The sequence below is a fragment of the Sphaerisporangium melleum genome, assembly GCF_014646695.1.
Taxonomy (GTDB): domain Bacteria; phylum Actinomycetota; class Actinomycetes; order Streptosporangiales; family Streptosporangiaceae; genus Sphaerisporangium; species Sphaerisporangium melleum.
Window position 1 is genome coordinate 125345 of the sequence record NZ_BMNT01000023.1, and the last position, 19352, is coordinate 144696.

19 protein-coding genes and 1 pseudogene are annotated in these 19352 nt (G+C 71.5%); 14 read left to right on the forward strand and 6 right to left on the reverse strand.

The genetic code is table 11. The features are described 5' to 3' along the window. Position 1 precedes the first annotated feature (1 nt). The gene (locus IEY93_RS21195; RefSeq protein ID WP_189164836.1) at positions 2-3466 is read right to left on the reverse strand and encodes a zinc metalloprotease; all 3465 of its coding nucleotides are present in this window, start codon (positions 3464-3466) and stop codon (positions 2-4) included. Between the two features lie 162 nt (positions 3467-3628). Here IEY93_RS21195 and IEY93_RS21200 point away from each other — a divergent pair, with 162 nt between their 5' ends. Further along, complete coding sequence (locus tag IEY93_RS21200) at positions 3629-4255, forward strand: 4'-phosphopantetheinyl transferase family protein (protein WP_189164837.1); 627 nt, start codon at positions 3629-3631, stop codon at positions 4253-4255. On the opposite strand, the gene IEY93_RS21205 is transcribed toward IEY93_RS21200, so the two are convergent. Continuing rightward, positions 4175-5380, reverse strand: a complete 1206-nt coding sequence (locus IEY93_RS21205; protein WP_189164838.1) for a cation diffusion facilitator family transporter — start codon at positions 5378-5380, stop codon at positions 4175-4177. The two genes, IEY93_RS21200 and IEY93_RS21205, sit on opposite strands and share 81 nt — an antisense overlap. 153 nt (positions 5381-5533) lie before the next feature. On the opposite strand from IEY93_RS21205, the gene IEY93_RS21210 reads away from it, so the two are divergent. The 9 genes from IEY93_RS21210 (at position 5534) to IEY93_RS21250 (ending at position 14049) form a co-directional block, all read left to right on the forward strand. Next, positions 5534-6028 carry a MarR family winged helix-turn-helix transcriptional regulator gene (locus IEY93_RS21210; RefSeq protein ID WP_189164839.1) on the forward strand — a complete coding sequence of 165 codons (495 nt, stop codon included), beginning with the start codon at positions 5534-5536 and terminating at the stop codon, positions 6026-6028. 85 nt (positions 6029-6113) lie between these two features. Next, on the forward strand, positions 6114-6824 hold the full coding sequence (locus IEY93_RS21215; RefSeq protein WP_229691327.1) for an LppX_LprAFG lipoprotein: 711 nt from the start codon (positions 6114-6116) through the stop codon (positions 6822-6824). A 54-nt stretch (positions 6825-6878) separates the two neighbouring features. Then, positions 6879-8474, forward strand: a complete 1596-nt coding sequence (locus tag IEY93_RS21220) for an MFS transporter (RefSeq protein ID WP_189164840.1) — start codon at positions 6879-6881, stop codon at positions 8472-8474. 445 nt (positions 8475-8919) lie between these two features. Next, positions 8920-10086 carry a glycosyltransferase gene (locus tag IEY93_RS21225; RefSeq protein WP_189164841.1) on the forward strand — a complete coding sequence of 389 codons (1167 nt, stop codon included), beginning with the start codon at positions 8920-8922 and terminating at the stop codon, positions 10084-10086. Further along, on the forward strand, positions 10083-11402 hold the full coding sequence (locus IEY93_RS21230) for an aromatic ring-hydroxylating oxygenase subunit alpha (protein WP_203968397.1): 1320 nt from the start codon (positions 10083-10085) through the stop codon (positions 11400-11402). The genes IEY93_RS21225 and IEY93_RS21230 overlap by 4 nt, the downstream gene beginning before the upstream one ends. Then, positions 11399-11911: an aromatic-ring-hydroxylating dioxygenase subunit beta gene (locus IEY93_RS21235; protein WP_189164843.1), complete on the forward strand. Its 513-nt coding sequence runs from the start codon at positions 11399-11401 to the stop codon at positions 11909-11911. The genes IEY93_RS21230 and IEY93_RS21235 overlap by 4 nt, the downstream gene beginning before the upstream one ends. A 7-nt stretch (positions 11912-11918) precedes the next feature. Further along, positions 11919-13127 carry an MFS transporter gene (locus IEY93_RS21240; protein ID WP_189164844.1) on the forward strand — a complete coding sequence of 403 codons (1209 nt, stop codon included), beginning with the start codon at positions 11919-11921 and terminating at the stop codon, positions 13125-13127. Positions 13128-13130: 3 nt separating this feature from the next. Continuing rightward, positions 13131-13523: a carboxymuconolactone decarboxylase family protein gene (locus IEY93_RS21245; protein ID WP_189164845.1), complete on the forward strand. Its 393-nt coding sequence runs from the start codon at positions 13131-13133 to the stop codon at positions 13521-13523. Further along, on the forward strand, positions 13513-14049 hold the full coding sequence (locus IEY93_RS21250) for a hypothetical protein (protein ID WP_189164846.1): 537 nt from the start codon (positions 13513-13515) through the stop codon (positions 14047-14049). Before IEY93_RS21245 ends, IEY93_RS21250 begins: the two co-directional genes overlap by 11 nt. Here IEY93_RS21250 and IEY93_RS21255 read toward each other — a convergent pair. The 4 genes from IEY93_RS21255 to IEY93_RS21270 form a co-directional block, all read right to left on the reverse strand. Beyond that, on the reverse strand, positions 13992-14648 hold the full coding sequence (locus IEY93_RS21255; RefSeq protein WP_189164847.1) for a flavodoxin family protein: 657 nt from the start codon (positions 14646-14648) through the stop codon (positions 13992-13994). The genes IEY93_RS21250 and IEY93_RS21255 overlap by 58 nt on opposite strands. 244 nt (positions 14649-14892) lie before the next feature. Beyond that, complete coding sequence (locus IEY93_RS21260) at positions 14893-15231, reverse strand: hypothetical protein (protein ID WP_189164848.1); 339 nt, start codon at positions 15229-15231, stop codon at positions 14893-14895. Further along, positions 15228-15536 carry an alpha/beta hydrolase gene (locus tag IEY93_RS21265; protein WP_189164849.1) on the reverse strand — a complete coding sequence of 103 codons (309 nt, stop codon included), beginning with the start codon at positions 15534-15536 and terminating at the stop codon, positions 15228-15230. The genes IEY93_RS21260 and IEY93_RS21265 overlap by 4 nt, the downstream gene beginning before the upstream one ends. A 46-nt stretch (positions 15537-15582) precedes the next feature. Further along, positions 15583-17040 (reverse strand): MFS transporter, encoded by a 1458-nt coding sequence (locus tag IEY93_RS21270; RefSeq protein ID WP_189164850.1) that lies wholly within the window; start codon positions 17038-17040, stop codon positions 15583-15585. A 139-nt stretch (positions 17041-17179) separates the two neighbouring features. On the opposite strand from IEY93_RS21270, the gene IEY93_RS21275 reads away from it, so the two are divergent. The 4 genes and pseudogenes from IEY93_RS21275 (at position 17180) to IEY93_RS21290 (ending at position 19276) form a co-directional block, all read left to right on the forward strand. Next, the gene (locus tag IEY93_RS21275) at positions 17180-18088 is read left to right on the forward strand and encodes a helix-turn-helix domain-containing protein (RefSeq protein ID WP_189164851.1); all 909 of its coding nucleotides are present in this window, start codon (positions 17180-17182) and stop codon (positions 18086-18088) included. Positions 18089-18161: 73 nt separating this feature from the next. After that, positions 18162-18227 (forward strand): annotated as a pseudogene (locus IEY93_RS39400) (hypothetical protein); the annotation flags it as partial. Positions 18228-18354: 127 nt separating this feature from the next. Then, positions 18355-18828 (forward strand): BBE domain-containing protein, encoded by a 474-nt coding sequence (locus tag IEY93_RS39405; RefSeq protein WP_268241573.1) that lies wholly within the window; start codon positions 18355-18357, stop codon positions 18826-18828. Positions 18829-19105: 277 nt separating this feature from the next. Continuing rightward, positions 19106-19276, forward strand: coding sequence for a hypothetical protein (locus IEY93_RS21290; RefSeq protein WP_203968400.1), 171 nt, complete (start codon positions 19106-19108; stop codon positions 19274-19276). The last annotated feature ends 76 nt before the right edge of the window (positions 19277-19352 follow it).

Genomic DNA, 19352 nt, shown 5'->3' on the forward strand with positions numbered 1-19352 from the left:
GCTAGGGACGCCGGATGTAGGCGAGCCCGAAGGTCGCGTCACCCGATGAGCCGGTCGGCGTCGAGCAGTAGACGTCGACCGACATCTGCGGAGGCGCCTGGTAGTCGATGATCGCGCCCAGGTGGCAATATCGGCCCGAGCCGCCGGTCGCGGTGACCTGGACGTCGCCGCCGAGCTTGCCGCCGGTCGCCCAGGTCAGGCGGTACCAGCCGGTCGACAGCCGCGTCACCGAAGGCACCTCGCCGGAGGCGTTCCATGAACGGCTCACGTCGACCGCCGGGGCGGCGGGATCGCCGGTGGTCTCGGTGTACGCGGCGGGCACCGAGGCGTCGCCGTGCAGGCCGACTCCGTCGGTGTAGGACAGCAGCCAGCCGCTGTCCTGGCCGGCGGACCCGTCGATGGCACGGCAGGCCAGCGTGATCTCCAGAGCGTCGGACAGGGCGGTGCGCCCTTCGGCGGCACAGCGTGCCGCGGGGCCGTCGCCGTAGGGCGTGACCTGGACGTGGCCGCCGCCGGTGGCGAAGGCCGCGCCGGTGATCCGCACCCGATACCGGCCCGGGCCGTCGCGCAGAACGCGGTTGACCTGCCCCGCCGAGTTGTACGTTCCGCTGTTGAGCACCGGGTCCAGGCCACCGCCGCCCGGGTACGCGACGGTGGCGAGCGGCCGTGTCCCGGCGGCGGGGGCGGCGAAGAACACGGTGAACCACCAGTCGATCGGCGCCCCGTTCTGGTCCAGGCAGCGCACGTCGATGATCTCGTCGGTGCCGGCGGGCCGGTAACCGGTGACGGCGCAGGTCCGGCCGCGGTAGACCGTCCGGTACGCGGTGACGTGCGCGATCCCGCCGGTCGAGGCGACGTTCGGCAGCCGCACCTGGTACCGGCCCGTGCCGGTGTGCGTCACGGTCGCCTGCCCGCCGCCGGTGCTCCACTGCCAGCCCGGATGGAGCGCGGTCGGCGCTCCGATCGGTGCCTCGGTGACCGTCGCGGCATTGACGTAGGCGTAGGCCCACCGCGGGGCCCCCGGAGCGGGCGCCGTTCCGCCCGCCAGGGCGTCGAAGAGCTCGACCACGACCCGGTCGCTCTCCGACTGCGTCATCCCGTGGTCCGGCTCTTCGGGCAGGGGGGCCGAGGCGGCGCCGATCCGGATCGTCATCCGTGCCCAGTCGTCGGATCCGGTGATGCCGGATGCGTAGCCGTACTTCACCGGGTAGTCCGTGCCGACCGGCTCCACCTGGGCGTCACCGGGGAAGTCCTGCGCCTGGTCGGGTTCCGCGGCGGGCGTGTCGCAGTCGTGGTCGTCACCGGCGAGGATCACGCCCCGCGGCCACTGCGCGTTCATGACGAACCGGTCGCCGGTCGCGGCGGTGGCCTTGACCGGCTGATCGGCCCGTCCGGCGCTGGAGCGCGGCGCGACGCAGACCTCGGCCCCCGCCATGATCCAGGTCGAGGTGCGGGCGGCATCGTCGGGGTTCGGCCGCCCCGCCTGGTCGAAGTCCCAGTCGAGACCCGCGGACGCGTCGCCGGCCCGCACCGCGAGCGAGGGATCCCACCACGCCGCCACCAGGTCACGGCCCGCGCCGACTCCGGCGCTCTCGTTCAGCGACGTCTGGACCAGGGTGGGCAGCTGCGCGCCGGAGTAGTCCAGGTGGCTCACCGACTCGATCATCTGGCGCTTGTCCTCGAGGGTGAGATCGGCGCCCTCGGGCACACCGCCGATCGTCGTGCGCCAGGCGCTGAACTCGGGGATGCCGGTGGCGGCGTACCGGTAGTTCATCACCGACAGGTGGTTGGGCTTGAAGTTCGCCCGGTCGCCGCCGCCGTGCCGCAGGCCGAGCGCGTGCCCGAGTTCGTGCGCGAACGCGGCGGCCTGGGCGCGCGGCGTGCGCTTCGCGGCGTCCCAGGCGCCGAGGGTGACCAGGAAGCCGTTGTCGTCCGGACCGAGGCAGCACACCCCGCCGCTGGTCGACCCGTCGTGCGTGAACCCCCAGAGGTTGTAGAAGAAGCGGCCGGTCCGGTGCTGACGGAAGTGGAACCTGCGGTAGCGGTCGAAGTCGGTCTGCCCCGTCCGGTCGGCGACGTTCAGCGGGCGGCGGCGTCCCGCGTCGGACACCGGGATCTCCTCGGACAGGTCGATCATGAGCTGGACGCCGGAGGTCGCCCCCCAGCCGTAGGGGCAGGACGCCGGCGCCGGGACCGGGGCGGCCGAGAACATCTCGATCGCCTCGTCCAGGGCTTTCCGGGAGGGACGGTCGGCGGCCTCCGGCGCCTGCAACCAGTCGATCTCCACGGCGATGGTCGTGCGGCAGGGATCGGCGCCGTGGTCGGGCAGCCAGGTGTCCAGGTCGCCGTCTGCCTCGCGGATGCCGTTCAGCTCCTGCAGGTCGGTGAGACCGTCGCCGTCGGTGTCGAGCGCGGGGTCGGGGTAGCCGGCCGGGAAGACCGGCGTGCTCCAGGTCTGGTCGCTGTTCTTGTAGAAGCGGTGCAGAGGGGCCGCGGACGTGGAGGCCTGGTTCACCAGCGCCCGGCCGGTGTCCAGGTCGGCGACCAGGAGGGACTGCAGGTTCCAGTTGTCGGCCATCCAGTCGTCGGCCTGGTTGACGTGCCGGATCCCGAAGGGAATCCTCAGTCTCGCCAGCGGGAGGCAGGGCGACAGCCGCGCCTTCCAGTGGAAGAAGGCGTTCCTGTCGTCATGGGTGCCGCCTTTGTGGAAGCGGGTGCCCTCGATTCGGTACGGGTCCTGGGCGCCCGGCTCGGCGTAGACATAGGGATCGGTGCGGCCGTCGCCGTCGGCGTCGTCGAAGATCAGGTCCTGGCCGCCGAGGGTGAGGTACTCGGCCGAGTCGTCGCGGATGCCGTCGTCCCCCGTGCCGACGACGACCTCCACCCGGCAGACCTCGCCGAGGCGCTGCCCCGTCGTGTTCCACAAGGGCTCCTGCCGGGTGAAATGGAAGATCGAGCCGAAGATCGGCCCGCCCTGCCGGGCGAAGTAGACGTGCCCGGAGTCGGGGTCGGAGATCCGCAGTCCCTGCAGGTCCCACTCGTCGTTGGAGCCGGTCAGGTGCTGGAAGACGAAGCCGTGCCTGAGCTCCGCCTCCGCCACGCAGGAGGAGAGCCTTCCGTTCCAGGTGAAGCCGGTCTGCGCCCGGTCTCCTGTGCCGCCCTGGTGCGGCTGGAAGGGGCCGGAGGGGCCGGGTGCGCCGTCGCCGTCGGCGTCGTCGAAGACGACCGTGTTCTGCTGGAGGCCGTAGGTGTCGTCGCCGAGGCTGACCGCGACCCCCGTGCTGTCGGCGATCCCGTCGTTGCCCGTCATGATCTCGATGGTGACCCGGCAGACCTGGAAGTCATCGGCCCGCGACGGCGTCGCCGGCACGGCGAACACCACGATCACGAGGGTCGCCACCAGGGTCACGAGCCAGTGCGGGGATGGTGATCGGGCCGGTCCGCCCGCGATCCGTCGTCCGTCCATGGGTGCTCCAGCGATGCCGTAGGAACGATCCACGGAAGTGTAGGAACGGCGCGACCGGCCGGGCATCACGGAAAACCATGATGATTCGCCGCGGGATCCCGCTCCTGTGCCCGCCCGGAGGAGGAGCGGGCAGGCACTGCCGGGCCGGGTTAAGGTGGGCGGGTGCGCGATTCGATCGTGATGGCGGGTCGTACGGAGGCCGTGCTGGCCGCGGTGACCGGCGCGTTGACCGGCACCGAACGCGAGCGGGCGCGGAGCTTCGTTCACGATCGCGACCGCGACGACTTCACGGCGGCCCACCTTCTGGTCCGCGAGTGCGCGGCGGCGTGTCTCGGCCGTCCCGCGCGTGAGCTGACGCTCGTGCAGCACTGCGACGAGCACGGCCCCGGCCACGGCCGCCCGTCCATCGCCGAGGCGCCCGGGCTCGCGGTGAGCCTCTCGCACACCCGCGGGTACGTCTGCGCCGTGGCGGGGCCCGGCCGGGTCGGCGTGGACGCCGAGCACGTGCCCGACCGGCCGCTGGAGCGCACCCTGGTGGAGTTCGCCCTGTCGCCCGCCGAGCTGGCCAGGTTCGGCGACGGCAAGACGCGGGTGATCCGGCAGTGGGTGCGCAAGGAGGCCCTGGTCAAGCGGGGTGAGCTGAAGCTCGACGACTTCCCGGTGACCGACGTGCCCGACGAGCTGGACGGCGAGTGGCGGGGACGGCGGCTACTGGAGTGGACGGCCGGGAACGTCGTCGCCGCCGCGATCACCGATCACCCGGCCGAGCTGCGCCGGATCGGCGGCTGACCGCTCCGGTGCCGCCGGCCCGGCGGCCCGGCCGTCCCCGTGAGATCCCGACGGCTCGGCGGGCTCCCCGGAGCCGGGAGGCCCGGAAGCCGGCCGGAGGGAGCCGTCGGGCAGCGGGGACCGTGCCCGGATCGCGGGTCCGGCCGGGGTGGGGTCGAGGAAGACGTGCGTGACGGCCGGGAAGCGTTCCCGCAGCCGGTGCTCGATCTCGTCCGAGGCCCGTTCCAGCCGGTCCCCGCGGCACTCGTCCACGAAGTCGATCTTGGCGGCGACCAGCACGTCGTTCGGGCCGAGCATCATGGTGAGCAGCTCCACGACCTGCTCGACCTCGCGGCGCGCGACGATCTCGGCGAGGATGTCCCGCTGCAGGCGCGGCGGGGCGGCCTGCCCGATGAGCAGCGAGGCGTTCGCCCTGATCAGGTACAGCGCGACGCCGAGCAGCAGCAGGCCGATCGCGATCGAGGCGGCGCCGTCCCACACCGCCGATCCGGTGACCTGGTAGCCGAACAGGCCGATCGCCGCCACCACGATGCCGACCAGCGCGGCCGAGTCCTCGAACACCACCGCCTTGAGCGCCGTGTCCGGCGTGTCCACCACGTACCGCCGCGCCGTCATATCGATGCGGGCGGCGGCCCCGCGCACCTGGTGGACGGCCCGCAGGAACGAGATGCTCTCGAGGACGAACGCGATCGCCAGCACCAGATAGGAGATCCGCAGGTCCCCCAGGTCCTCTCCTTCTGTGATGGTCTGCACGCCGTGGGTGATCGAGAAGCCGGCTCCGACGACGAGGGTCGCGCCCGCCGCCATGAGCGCCCAGAAGAACCCGGCCTTGCCGTGCCCGAACGGGTGCCGGGAGTCGGCCGGGTGCTCGCTGCGCCGTACGGCGATCACCAGCAGCACCTCGGTGACCGTGTCGGCGCCGGAGTGGGCGGCCTCCGACAGCATGGCCGCCGAGCCGCTGAGCAGTCCCGCCACCAGTTTGGCCACCGCGATCGCGAGATTGATCAGTGCCGCCACCACGACGGTGAGCAGGCTCTCCTGGCCGGGATTCGCCGCCGCCGTCGTCCCACCGGCCGCCTCGGCCGTCTTCTCGCCGCTCGCCTCGGCCGCCTCGTCGTCGCTCACTCCGCCGCTCCTTCCCCGCGACCGGCCCGGAATGCGGCGCCGCGTCCGGAAATCCGCTTACTGGCGGAAAATATCGGTGAACCACCGATGATTCCGGCATTCCGCGGAGATCACGATCGCCGGCCGGGCCGCGGAAAGAGATAGATTCACATCATGAGCACGGCGAAATCCGACGACCTTGAAACCAACTGGCTGAGCAGCGCCGAGCAGCGGGCCTGGCGGGCCCACCTGGCGGCGCACAAGCTTCTCGAACATCGCCTCGACCGCGAGTTGCAGGGGTTCGGATTGTCGCTGAACGACTACGAGATCCTGGTGAACCTCTCCGAGAGCCCGGGCCACCGCATGCGAATGAGCGATCTCGCCGAGGCGACGATCCAGTCGCGCAGCAGGCTCTCCCACCAGATCGCCCGCATGGAGGTCTCCGGCCTCGTCGCCAGAGAGAGCTGCCCGGACGACCGGCGGGGCACGTTCGCGGTGCTCACCGAGCACGGCTGGGAGACCATGCAGCGCGTGGCGCCCCTGCACGTCGCCAACGTCCGCTACCACCTCATCGACCGCCTCACCCCCGAGCTGGTCGAGGCCATCGAGGTCGCCTATACCCCGGTGGTCAAGCACCTGCTGCGCCTGCGCGCCGAGGAACGCAACTGAGCCGAGGCGGGGGCCGCAAGGCACGGGCTGGTACCGATCCGGGGAAAAACGCTGACGGGCGGGTTCGGGTGGCTAGCATCCGGCTGTGTCGAAAAGGTGCCCCGCTCCCCCGGCCCGCCGTGCCGTCTCCCTGATCGCCTGGCTGCTCCTGTCGCTGTGGCTCACCCTCGCCTGCAGTTCCCCCTCCGGCGGAGCCGGCCTGCCGGAGGGGCGTGACCTGCTCGGCAAGGCCGCCACGGCGATGAAGGCGGTCAAGACGGTCTCCTTCACGATCACGACGGAGGGCAGACCGCCCGTACCGGTCAAGAACGCCGAAGGCTCCCTGACCCGCGAGGGCGACGCCAAGGGCACCCTGCAGATCGACGTCCTGGGCAACCTGCAGGAGCTGGAGTTCACGGTGACCGGCGACACCGTCTACTTCAAGGGACCCACCGGCGGCTACCAGACGATGACCCGCAAGGAGCTGGCCGGCATCTACGACCCGTCGGCCATCCTCGACCCCGACACCGGCGTGGCCCGGCTGCTCGCCACCGCCGAGAACCCGAAGACCGAGGCCGCCGAGAAGGCGGGGAGCACGGACGCCTACCGGGTGGCCGTGACCCTGCCCCAGCAGGTCGTCACCACGCTGGTCCCCGGCGTCAACGACAAGGTCGACGGGCAGATCTGGGTCGCCGCCGACTCGGGCCGCCTGCTGAAGGCCCGCCTGCCCATCGGGACGGGGGCCAACACCGGCACCGTGCTGGTCACCTTCGACGGCTACGACGCCCCGGTCACCGTCGCCACCCCGACCGGCTGACGGCGCCTGCCGATCCGGCCGCACACTCCACCGAAGCTCCTGCCGAGTTAGCCGATGACCCTGCCTCCAGAGCCCTCAGTGCCCGTGACCTCCGTCCCCTCCGACGCTCCCGCCGGCGACCTGCCCGACGGCCACTCCCCCCGTCCGGGGCGGGCGGCGCGGCGGGTGGCGCTGGGAGTGGGCGGCACCGCCGTGCTGCTGGCCGCGCTGGACGCCTACGTCGTGGTGACCATCCTGGTCGACATCTCCCGCGACATCGGCGTGCCGATCAACCACCTCGAACGGGCCACCCCGATCGTCACCGGGTTCCTGCTCGGCTACGTCGCCGCCATGCCGTTGCTCGGCCGGCTGTCCGACCGGTACGGCCGCCGCCCGCTGATCCACGCCTGCCTGGCCGGGTTCGCCGCCGGGTCGGCACTGACGGCGCTCGCCGCGTCGGTCCCCCTGCTCACGGCCGGTCGCGCCGTCCAGGGCATCGCCGGCGGCGCGCTGCTGCCGATCACGATGGCGCTGGTCGGCGATCTCTGGGACGAGCACGCCCGTCCGGTCGCCCTCGGCGCCATCGGTGCGGCACAGGAGCTCGGCAGCGTCCTCGGCCCGCTGTACGGGGCGGGGGTGGCCGCTCTGGTGGGATGGCGCGGCATCTTCTGGGTGAACATCCCGCTCGCGCTGGCCGCCGCGGTGGCCGTGCACCACACGGTGCCACCGCCCCGGCCGCACAGCGGATCACGCGCCCGGGTGGACGTGCCGGGCGGGCTGCTGCTGGCGCTCGCGCTCGGCCTGCTCGTCGCGGGCCTGTACAACCCCGAGCCGGACCGGGCCGTGCTCCCGCCCTGGGGGCCGCCCGCCCTCGCCGCGGGGGTGGCCGCCATCGTGGCGTTCGCCGTCTGGGAACGTCGCGCGCCGGTCCGCCTGCTGGACCTGACCGGCGTGCGGCGGGGCCGGTTCTGGGCGGCGATGGGGGTGAGCCTGCTCACCGGCGCCGCACTGCTGGTCACCCTGGTGGACGTGCAACTGGCCGCGCAGACGCTGCTCGGCGAGGACGCCGTGGGCGGCGCGCTGGTGCTGTCGCGGTTCCTCGTCGCGCTGGCGCTCGCCGCGCTCGCCGGCGGCCTGCTGGCCCGCCGGTTCGGCGACCGGCCGGTGGCCGTGGCCGGGCTGCTGGTGGCCGCCGCCGGCTATTTCCTGATCTCCCGGTGGCCGGTGGCGCCGGCGGCCGCCGCGTACGCCTTCGGCCTGCCGCGCGTGGACACCGACCTGGTGGTGGCCGGCCTCGGGCTCGGCGCGGTGGTCGCCCCAGTGTCCTCCGCGGTGCTGCGGGCCACCCCGGCGGCCGGCCACGGTGTCGCCTCGGCGGCGGTCGTGGTCGCCCGCATGATGGGCATGCTGCTCGGCGTCGCCGCCCTGTCGGCCTGGGGGTTCCACCGGTTCCGGTCGCTCACCGCCGACCTGGACACGCCACTGCCGTTCGGGGTGGAGCCGGCGGAGTACGCCCGGCGGCTGGCCGAGTACACCGCCAAGGTGAGCCAGGCCCTGCACACCGAGTACACCGAGATCTTCCTGCTGACCGCCGTGCTGTGCGCCGCGGGCGCGCTGGTCGCCCTGGCGCTGCCCGGCCGCTCCACGCGTCCCGCGCCGCCGGCGGGGTGACCCTGCCGCCGCCGGACACGGCCGTGACGGTGGATCGGCCGCGAGCGCCGAGGCGGAGCCCGGTCGAAAGTCGCGTCCCGTGGAGTGGCGCCGGCCGACGATTTGCGAGGCGTTGACATCGATTGCACCTCCCAGCGAAACTGCCTGGGGTGCGGGTGATGCACCCGGTTCTCCAGAGGGTTGTTCCGAGTAGCGCCGATCGATGTGTCCCCTCAAGCGATGGTGGGCAATGCGTAGAGCCTCGTAGCAGTACCTGAACGTCGGATGGTCCCTTGCGCCTGCCGGGTGTTCTCGCCTGTCCGGAGGCGGAGTTCCGCCGTTCGCGCGTAGCCGTTTCGACTCGTTTTCGACAAGCTTGGGGTGTCACGGTGGTAGCCGTTGTGGCGCATCCGAAGCCGCATCTCGAGTCGGCCTAGTCGTCTTTCTTCGATGGATCGGAGATCTGATGCGCGTCGCCCTCCTCACCACGACCCAGCATGGCCATCTGAACCCCTACATTCCGGTGGTCAATGCCCTCCAGGACGCCGGCAGTGAGGTCGAGTTGCTGCTGTTGTCCGCGGACGGCGGCGCGCTCGACGAGCGGCGCCGCCAGGCCTTGGGCACGGCGCGGGTCCACCCGATCGGGCAGGTCGAGATGGCGCCGTGGAGCGGCGACCCGGCGAAGATCGGCCCGATGCTCGAATCGTCGCCGGTGGCCGGCCAGACGGCCGAGGCCATCCGTGCGACGGCCCCGGACTTCGTGCTCGTCGACTCGCTGCCGGTCACGGCGTCGGCCATGGCCGGCGCACAGGCGTCCGGCGTGCCGTACGGGATGATCTGGGCCAACCTGGGGGGAGTCTGCCCGCGGGAGCACAGACGAGGTCGCTGGCCGTACGACGAGCAGGTCGGCGACTATCTGACCAGGCACGGGGTGTTGTGGTCGACCCGGACTCACTCGGCGCGTTCGCCGATTCTCAATCTGATGCCGACGATCCCCGCTCTCGTCGGGGACGACGCGGTCACCGACGACGGTGTGCGACTGGTCGGGTTGCCGGGTGCGAAGGGGCCCCGCGGCGACGAGGTCCCCTTCTCCGGCCTGGATCGGATCGACCCCGACCGCCCGGTGGTGTACGTCTCCTTCGGCACGATCTTCTACCGGCGGCCGGAGCTGCTTCGCACGGTGATCATCGGAGCGGCGGCGACCGGTGCGCAGGTGATCGCCTCGGTAGGAGATCTCGCCGAGGAACTCGCGCTGCCCGATGAGGTGCTCACCGCCCCGTATCTGCCGCAGCGTGAGGTGCTCGAGCGCGCCGACGTGTTCGTCACCCATGGCGGCTACAACTCCGTGGCGGAGTCGATCCGGGCGGCGACACCGATGCTGGTGATCCCACTGGCCGTCGATCAGCCCATCCAGGCGTACTTCGTGGGAAGCGCGGGTTTCGGGACGGCGCTGGAGCCGGCCGCCGTCACCGAGCAGGCGGTCACCGACGCCGTCACCGATCTGCTCGATCCCACCCGCGACTACCGGGCCAGGCTGCGCGCCGCGCAGCCGGAGTGCGGCGACTCCGCCGTGCGCACGGCCGAGCTGGTCATCGGCACGGCCGAGACGTTACAGCGAAAGGGAGAGCAGTGACGATCGAACTGCAGCGGCCGGTGGGCGACCCGATCGTGATCGACGATCTCGAGCGCCTGTCGTTCCGGGTGGATCGCCGCGCCTACACCGACGACGACCTGGCCGCACAGGAGATGACCAGGATCTTCGATCGCTGCTGGCTGTACGTCGGGCACGAGTCGGAGGTGCCCGCGCCGGGCTCCTATGTGGCACGCGACGTCGGCGGGCGCCCGGTGGTCATGGCACGCGGGTCCGACGGGGTGATCCGGGTGTTCGCCAACAGCTGCACCCACCGCGGGGCGTTGATCTGCTCGCAACCGGCCGGGCAGACCAGATCGTTCCGGTGCCCGTATCACGACTGGACCTTCTCCAACCAGGGCGACCTGGTCGGGGTGCCCCTCCCGGACGGGTACGGGCCGGCCTTCCGCAAGGCGGACTTCGGCCTGGCTCGGCACCGTAGTGACACCTACCGCGGTTTCGTGTTCCTGACCTTCGATCCGCAGCAGCCGCGCTCCTTGACCGAGTACCTGGCGGGTGCGACGGAGTACCTCGACCTGATCGACGACCAGTCCGAGGTCGGGATGGAGGTGATCCAGGGCGCGCAGCTGCACGGGGCCCGGGCCAACTGGAAGCTCATGATGGAGAACAGCGTCGACATCTACCACTTCCGGGCCCTGCACAAGCGTTACGTCGGCTACATGGAGTCGCTGGGGTCGGTGCCGCCACGGCGGCGAGGCGGCTTCGGCCGCGCCCTCGGGCTGGGGCACGGAGCCAACGAGCTGCCACCGGCGGCGGCCCGCCCGCTCGCCTACTGGACGCCGATGTTCGGCGAAGAGGTCCGGCCGCGGATCGAGGCGACGGCCGCACGGTTCATCGACCGGTTCGGCGCCGAACGCGCCGAACGGATCACCGGCACCAATCGCGCGGTGCTGATCTTCCCCAACTTGATGATCATCGACGCGATCGCGATCACGATCCGCAAGATCGACCCGGTCGGCGCGGGCCAGATGGCCATCACCTCGGTCGCCCTGGCCCCCAAGGACGAGGATCCGGACATCCGGGAACTCCGCAAGAGCCACTACCTGACGTTCCTCGGCCCCGCCGGCTTCGCCACCCCCGACGACATCGAGATCGTCGAGTCCTGCCAGCGGGGCTACCTCAACCGCACGGTCCGCTACTCGGACCTGTCACGCGGCATGAACAAAGAGGTCCCGGAGACGACCGACGAGCTTCCCGCCCGGGAGTTCTGGCGGCAGTGGGACCGGCTGATGCACGGCGACGAGGGCCACCTCGATATCGCCCACCGGGCCGAGATGCAAGGGGCGGAATCACGATGACCACCGAGCTGACGATCGACGAAACGGCCGAGGTGCGGCTGTGGCACCGGGTGAACCGCTTCCTTGTCCGTGAGGCGCGACTGCTCGACGAGTGGCGCCTGCTCGACTGGTACGACGAGATGCTGACCGCCGACGTCCGCTACACGGTGCCGGCCACCGACGTCCGCGGCGAGACCCCCGGCGCGCTCGGGCTCATCGACGACGACGCCACCCGGCTGCGCCAGCGGATCGAGCAACTCCTCAACGGCGAGGTGTGGTGCGAGAACCCCCGGTCGCGGACCAACCGGATGATCGGCAACGTGGAGATCCTGACCGATCGGGGCACGCACCTCGACGTGGCGGCGAACGTCATCGTGTACCGGTTCGGGCACGGGCGCTCGGACACCTACGTCGGAAAGTACCGGTTCGAGATCGTCGTCGACGGCGAGTCGTTCCGGATCCGCAGACGGGTCGTGGTGCTCGACCACGAGACGTTGTACGAGCACGGAAAGCTCAGCATCATCCTGTGAGCGGACGGTGACGACGGCCGGCCCCGGCAGCGTCCCACCCGTTGCCACCGCCCAGCCGAGTCTCCCTCGCGAGGTCTACGTCCTCAGTGTCGTCGGTGGCTGCGTGATGCTGGGCCTGGGACTGGTGCTCCCGGTGCTCCCGGTGTACGCGGCGACGTTCGGGGCCGGGCCTGCCCAGATCGGCGTGCTCGTCGGCCTGTTCGCGTTGATGCGGCTGGCCACCAGTCCGTTCTGCGGCAGGCTCGGAGTTCGTTTCGGAGAGCGGCGGGTCCTGGTCGCCGGCCTGCTGCTCTGCGCGCTCTCCTCGGCCCTGACGGGGTTCGCCGGGTCCTACGGGCAGCTGCTGGTGTTCCGCAGCCTCGGCGGCATCGGCTCGGTGCTGTTCTCGGTGTCGGCACTGGCGACCCTGCTGGCGGTCGCACCGGCCGACGGGCGGGGCAGGGCCGGCGCGGTGTTCGAAGCGGGCTTCCTGCTCGGCGGCGTCTGCGGACCTGCGCTGAGCGGCCCGCTCGCCGTCATCGCCCTGCCCGTGCCGTTCGTGGTCTACGCCGTGCTGCTGCTGGCCGCCGCGGCGCTGACACTGGCGGTGCTCGGCGCCGGCCGGGCGACCGGCGCCGAGCCGGGCCGTGCGGTGGTCCGGCTGCCGGTCCTGCTGCGGGATCGGCGCTACGTGGTGGCCTGCCTTGCGGGGCTGGCGCAGGGATGGGTGCTGTTCGGGCTGCGCAGCGCCCTGGTCCCCATGGTGGTCGTGGCGTGGCGGCATGACGTGACGTGGGTCGGGTGGGCGTTCACGATATCCGCCGTCGTCCAGGCGCTGCTGATCACGCCGGCCGGCCGGGCCGTCGACCGGGCCGGCCGCCGGCCCGCCATGATCGCCGGCACCGGTGTGGCCGCGGCGGCGATCACGGCCCTGGTGTTCGTGGACACCTACGCCTGGCTCGTCGTGCTGCTGTGCGTGTACGCGGCGGGATCGGCGCTGCTCGGCGCCGCACCGGCCGCGCTGGTCGGCGACGTCGTCGCCGGCCGGGGCGGCAGTGGAGTCGCCCTCTTCTCGATGTGCACCGATGTCGGCGCCGTGGTCGGACCGGTCGTCGTCGGCCTCATCGCCGAGCGGGTGAGTGTTCCGGCCGCCTTCGGCAGCGGCGCCGCGCTGCTGGGCGTCGCCTTCCTGGCGTCGTGGACGTTGACAACCGTTCGGCCAACACCAAGGAGTTGATCGATGAACCAGCCGTCTTCCCGGCATGAACGGGGCGAGGCCATGTTCCAGCAGGTCTTCGGCCGCGAACCGCGCCCGGGGTCCTACCCGGAGTTCCTGCAGATCACCGTCGACCACCTGTTCGGTGAGATCTGGACCCGCCCGCACCTGAGCGTCGAGGAGCGCGAACTGGTCGCGCTGACCGCGGTCACGCTGGCGCGGACCGACTGGGAGTTACGCGGCCACATCGGCGCCGCCCTGCACCTCGGGATGTCGCGCGAGAAGATCATCGAAGTCATCATCCAGCTCGCCTACTACGGTGGATGGCCGGTCGCCAACAACGGGCTGCGCGTCGCCCAGGAGGTCTTCGCCGAGCTGGACGCCGCCACCGGGAAGGACGCCGACCATGACCGGTGAACCGTCCTCCCTCGACCCGGCCGAGAAGGTCGACCTGTGGCGCCAGCGGTTCTTCGAGGCCCAGGCGGCCGCGGAGGAGTTCGTCCTGGGAGAGCACGGCGAGAAAGGCCTGGCCGCGTGGATCCAGGCGAACTCCCGCATCACCGCGCAGCTGCTGCGGGCGCAACGGCCCGCCGGGGTGTCGGCCACCGATCACTTCATGACCCGGCTGCAGCGTCAGCTGATGCTGTACGACTCGGCGGTGACCAGTGAGCGCCCGCCCTCGGGCACCGTCCTGCGCAACACCGACTGCGGGATCCTCCGGTACCGCAAACGGGCCGCCCGCGCCGGCGTGGTACTGACGTTCTCCTCACCGTGCGGCTACTGCCAGGAGCTCAACACCGCCATCGCATCCCGCTACGTGGAACCGGACGTCACGGTGTCGTGCGAGCAGTCAGGGGACGGGTGCACCTGGCGCGCGGAATCTCCTCACGCTCCGGGAGAGGACGCGGCCGGGTCACCGCACCGCGGACGGGCGGGTGACTGAACCAGCGGCAGTGCCGTGCGCTCGCCGGCCGGCGACCGGCCGGCGTCGAGCGTCATGCCGAGTTGCCGGCCCACGGCCGCACACAGGTCGGGCGCCGCGGTGCGGGTCAGGTCCTGGTGACCGCTCTGGGTGAAGCACGCCGACGCCACGTTCTTGTTGCGCAGGCGCAGGTACCACGGGAACAGCGACCCCAGTGCGGGCTCGGTCAGCATGGTGCGGGAGTGCACGATCGTCCCCACCAGCAGGTTGCCGAACGGGCGTCGCGTGGCGTTCATGTAGCTCTTCAGGCGTTCCTGGAAGATCTTCAGAATCGCCGGCACGTTCCCCGCGTACACCGGCATGGCGAGCAGCATCGCCTGCGCGCCCTCGGCCAGATCGACGACATGCTCGAAGTCGTCGTCGAGCGTGCACCGGCCCACCTCGGGATCAAGGCAGGTGTCCTCGCCTTCGCACATCGCGATGCGATGGTCGATCAACCGGATCCGCTGGATCTGAGCGTCACCGGCCTCCTGGACGACGCCGCTGATCGCCGCCTCCAGCAGCGCGTCGGTCAGCGACGGGAGACGCTTCTGCGTGCAGGACAACGCAATGATCTTCATCCGAAGGGTCTCCCCTGTCCGCTCAGCGCCACCCAGGACCGGCCACCTGACGAAGGCCTCTTTGATCGCACACCGAGGCAGCCTCAACCTACTCACAATCGGGCACCACCGAAAGCGGTCCGGGTGTCGCGACCGCCGGCAGGTCCGGCGCCGGCGCCCGCGAGCCGGACGCGGTTCCCCTGAGCCGGTCGCATGCGGTGCGCCCGGCGCGGGTCACGGGCCGGTGTGACCGGTGCGGGCCCGGCTACCCGGCGCCGGGGCGTTCGCCCGCCGGGCGGCCGGCGGTGGCCGGGACGATCCGCCAGTCGCGCTGGTAGACGATGTTGTGCAGCTCGGCGGCGATGATGGCGCGCAGCGTCGGCGTCTCGTGCGCCGCCTGCTCGGAGTCGAACACGTTGAGCGGCCATTCCCCGACCGTTCCGCCTCCGAGGTGCGGGTGGTGGAAACCCCTGCCGTAGTGGGCCCGGATGGTGATCGGGTCGGCCGACACGGCCCGCTGCAGCGGCCACGACAGCATCCACAGCGCGGCCATCCCGCCGTCGGGCGTGCGGGCCGGGTCCGTCACCTCGATGGTCCCGGTCACGCCTCCGGCTCCGCGGCCGCCTCGGCGTGCGCCCAGTCCAGCGCGGCGAGCACATCGTCCACGGGGGCGGGATGCCTGTGGCGCGGCGCCAGCCGGTACTCGACGTTCACCACCGCGCATCCCGCCGTCAGCGCCAGCTCCGCGACGGGCGTGTGCCACTCGGCGACCGATCCGCGGACCCAGCTCCCGCCGTGCGCCCAGACCAGCCATCCCCGGCGGCCGGGGGGTTCGAGCAACCGCGCCCGGACCTCGCGTCCGGCGGCCGCGATGGTGAGCGGGGCCCAGGGAACCTGCCGTACGGTCATGGCCTGGGCCTTCTCCCTCTTCGGTGCGGCGTGGCCGGCCCCGGGGTCATGCCGTGGTGGCCTGGGTCACCGGCGCCTTCGCCGGGCGCCGGAGGAACAGAGCGGCCAGCACTCCGGTGGCCAGGCAGAGCAGGGCGTTCACGAAGATGGCCGTCCCGACCCCGTCGAGGACGCTGGACGCGGTCTCCTGGCCGCCCAGGCCGTGGACCCGCGCGCTGACGATCGCGCTCATGATCGGAATGCCCATGGTGATGCCGACCTGCTGACTCATCGTGGCCAGTCCACCGGCCAGGCCCTGCTCGTGGTCGGGGAGGCCGGAGGTGGCGGTGACCATGAAACCGACGATCGCCACCAGGTTGGCCACCCCGCCGAGGAAGGTCGCCACCAGCAGAAGCGTCATCCAGCCCGAGGTCGGGCCCAGCAGCGCGAGGGGCAGGGTGGCGGCGGTCTGCGCGGCGAAGCCGTAGACGATGGCCGACTTGTTGCCGACCCATCCGATGACCTTCGGCGCGATCATGCCGCCGAGCACCGTGCCGGCGCCGAGCACCGCGAAGGAGAGCCCCGCCGCCAACGGAGAGAAGCCGAGCACCTTCTGCAGGTAGAGGGTGAGCAGGAACACCAGTGAGGTCTCGGTCGCGAAGGCGAGCAGGCCCGCGACGTTACCCCAGGCGACCGAACGCCTGCGCAGGATCGGCACCGGCACCAGCGGCGCGGCCACCCGCGACTCCACCAGCCAGAACGCCGCCAGCAGCACGACGCCGCCCGCGAGGCCGGCGACGGCCCGCGTGTCGGTCCACGAGTGCTCGCCCGCGGCGGTCAGCCCGTAGACCAGGGCCAGCAGCCCCAGCGTGACGGTGATGGCGCCCGGGATGTCCAGCCGGGGCCGCTGGGCCGGCCGGCTCTCGGCGAGCACCAGGGGGGCGACGGCCAGGACGGCGACCGCGACGGGCACGTTGATGAAGAAGGCCCACCGCCAGTTGAGCAGATCGGTGAGCACTCCGCCCAGAATCGCGCCGGTCGTGAACCCCGCGGCCATCAGCGCGCCGTTGAGGCCGAGCGCCCGGTCGCGCAGCGGGCCTTCCGGGAACGACGTGGTGAGCAGCGAGAGCGCGGCCGGGGTGACCGCGGCCGTGGCCAGTCCCTGCGCGGCCCGGGCCATGAGAAGCAGCTCCGGGGAGGTGGCCAGCCCGCCGGCGAGGGATCCGGCGCCGAGCAGGGCCATTCCGATGAGGAACAGCCGGCGGCGCCCGAACAGGTCGCCGATCCGGCCGAACAGCAGGGTGAATCCCGCCGCGCAGAGCGCGAACGTGGTGGCCACCCACTGCAGGTTCTCCAGGCCGAAGCCGACGCCGCTTCCTATCTCGGGCAGGGCGACGTTGAGGATCGAGAAGTCCACGGCCAGGGTGAAGCTCGCGCTGAGCAGCAGCAGGAGAACGACGCGATGCCTGCCCGTCACCCTGGTGGCCCCGCCGTGGGCGGCCGATGTCTGGTCCACGCTGGTCATGCGGTGATTCCTTCCGAAGGCTGGATTCACGGATCCTGGCGCAACGCTAGAAGGCCGCCTCCGGGGCAACCAGAATCTGACGTGCCAAGCACTGGCAGGGATAGGCAGCGCCGCGCGGATCGTGCTTACAGTGGGCCGCATGGCCGACAGAGAGAACAACACGGCGCTCGGCGCTTTCCTGCGCAGCCGGCGCGCGGCTGTCAAGCCGGAGGACGTCGGGATCGTGTCGTACGGCGCCCGCCGGGTTCCGGGACTGCGGCGCGAGGAGCTCGCCCAGCTCGCCGGGGTGAGCGCGACCTACTACGCGCGGCTGGAGCAGGGGCACAGCGCCAACGCGTCCACGTCCGTGATCGACGCCATCGCCCAGGCCCTCGACCTGAACGCGGACGAGCGTGCCCATCTGCACGACCTGGCCCGGCCCACCCCGGTCAAGCGGCGCAGGGCCGTCCGCCCGGCGGTGCCGCGGCCGGGGACCCGCCGGATCATCGAGGCGATGAGCGATGTCCCCGCGGTCGTGCTCGGCCGGCGCACAGAGGTGCTCGTGTGGAACAGGCTCGGCCACCTCCTCCTCGCCGGGCACTGTGACTTCGAGGCCCCGAGCCGCACGGCCGACCGCCCCAATCTGACCAGAATGCTGTTCCTCGACGCCCACCACCGCGACCTGTACGCCAACTGGGACGAGGAGGCCACCCGGGCGGTGGCGTCGCTGCGGCTGGTGGCCGGGCGTCATCCGGACGACCGCGAACTGGCCGAGTTGATCGGTGAGCTCTCCATGCGCAGTCCGCAGTTCGCGTCGCTGTGGTCCAGGCACCCGGTGGCGACCTGCACCTCGGGCACCAAGCACATCCGGCACCCCGAGGTGGGTGAGCTGCTCCTGGACTTCGAGGTTCTGCATCTGCCCGACGACAGCGGCCACCGCGTGCTGTTGTACAGCGCCGAGGCCGGAGGCCCGTCCCATACCGCGCTCGCCGCGCTTCAGCTGCTGGCCACCGGGATCGGCCACACCTCCGCCACGACCCCGGCGGTCTCGCCGGACCTGGTCAGGTGACGCGGTGGACCTGCGGCTGACCGGCAAGGTCTTCATCGTCACCGGCGCCACGGCCGGCATCGGCGCGGCCACGGTGCGCGCGCTCGCGAGTGAGGGCGCCATGGTGGTGGGCGTCGCCCGCAAGCCTCCAGGGGTGGCGGAACCGCACGAGTTCGGCGACCGGGTGACCGGCGTCGCCGCCGACCTGACCGATCCGGCGCATGGTGGGGACCAACAACCCGACGATCACCAATCCGAGCTCACGCGGCGTCCACAAATCCGGGTATATGCAAAAGAATTTCACCGACGCCCAGATAGCGGCGGTGTACCGGCACATGACCCGCAGCGACTTTCACAATCCGGACACCATGCTGGTGCTGTTCTCATTCGGCGGTCAGGTCAACGCCGTCGCACCGCACGCGACCGCGAACGCACAGCGCGGTTCGGTGTTCAAGATGTGCTTCCAGACATTCTGGGCCGACTCCGCCGACGACGCATTCTATGTCGGCTGGGCACGGGACATCTACGAAGACTTCTTCGCCTCGACCGGGGGCGTCCCGGTGCCCGGCGAGAGTTTCGACGGCTGTTACATCAATTATCCCGACAATGATGTCGCCGATACTCGGCACAATCGCTCGGGCGTGCCCTGGCACACCCTCTACTACAAGGACAACTACGCCCGGCTGCGCCAGGTGAAGCGCCGCTTCGACCCGACGAACTTCTTCCGGCACGCGTTGTCCATCGAGCCCGCCGGCGGCTGACCCGGCCGGCCGATTCTTCCGACCGTCTTCCCCCTGCGGCCGTTCGGCCGTTCCCCGGTCTGAGGGCAGGTGGGAAAGGTTCGTCACTCCCCGGCCGCCACCGGCCGGATGTCTTCTCCGTACCCGTCACCGCCTGCCGCTGCCGCGGAAATCCCTCGACGCGGACCCAGGCGGTGCCCGGCGCGGTCCCGCACAGGTCGACCGCGTTCCGATCCAGTGAACCTGACCCGCATGCGCGCGTGATCCGCCGCATGCCGTTCTCGGGGAGCCACCGTCCATGCGCAAGATAGCCATCATTCTCGGCACCCGGCCCAAGGCGATCAAGTGCGCTCCGGTCATCCGGGCACTGCACGACGATCCGCGATTCACGCCGCTGGTCCTGTCCACCGGACAGCACCGGAACATGCTGGACGAGACGCTACGGGCGGGCGTTCGGCATCACCCCTGACGTGACTCCTCCGCTCCTTGAAGGGAGCGGCTTCTCGCTAAGCCGCTTCCGCGGCGTCGCGAAGGGCAAGCCCTGC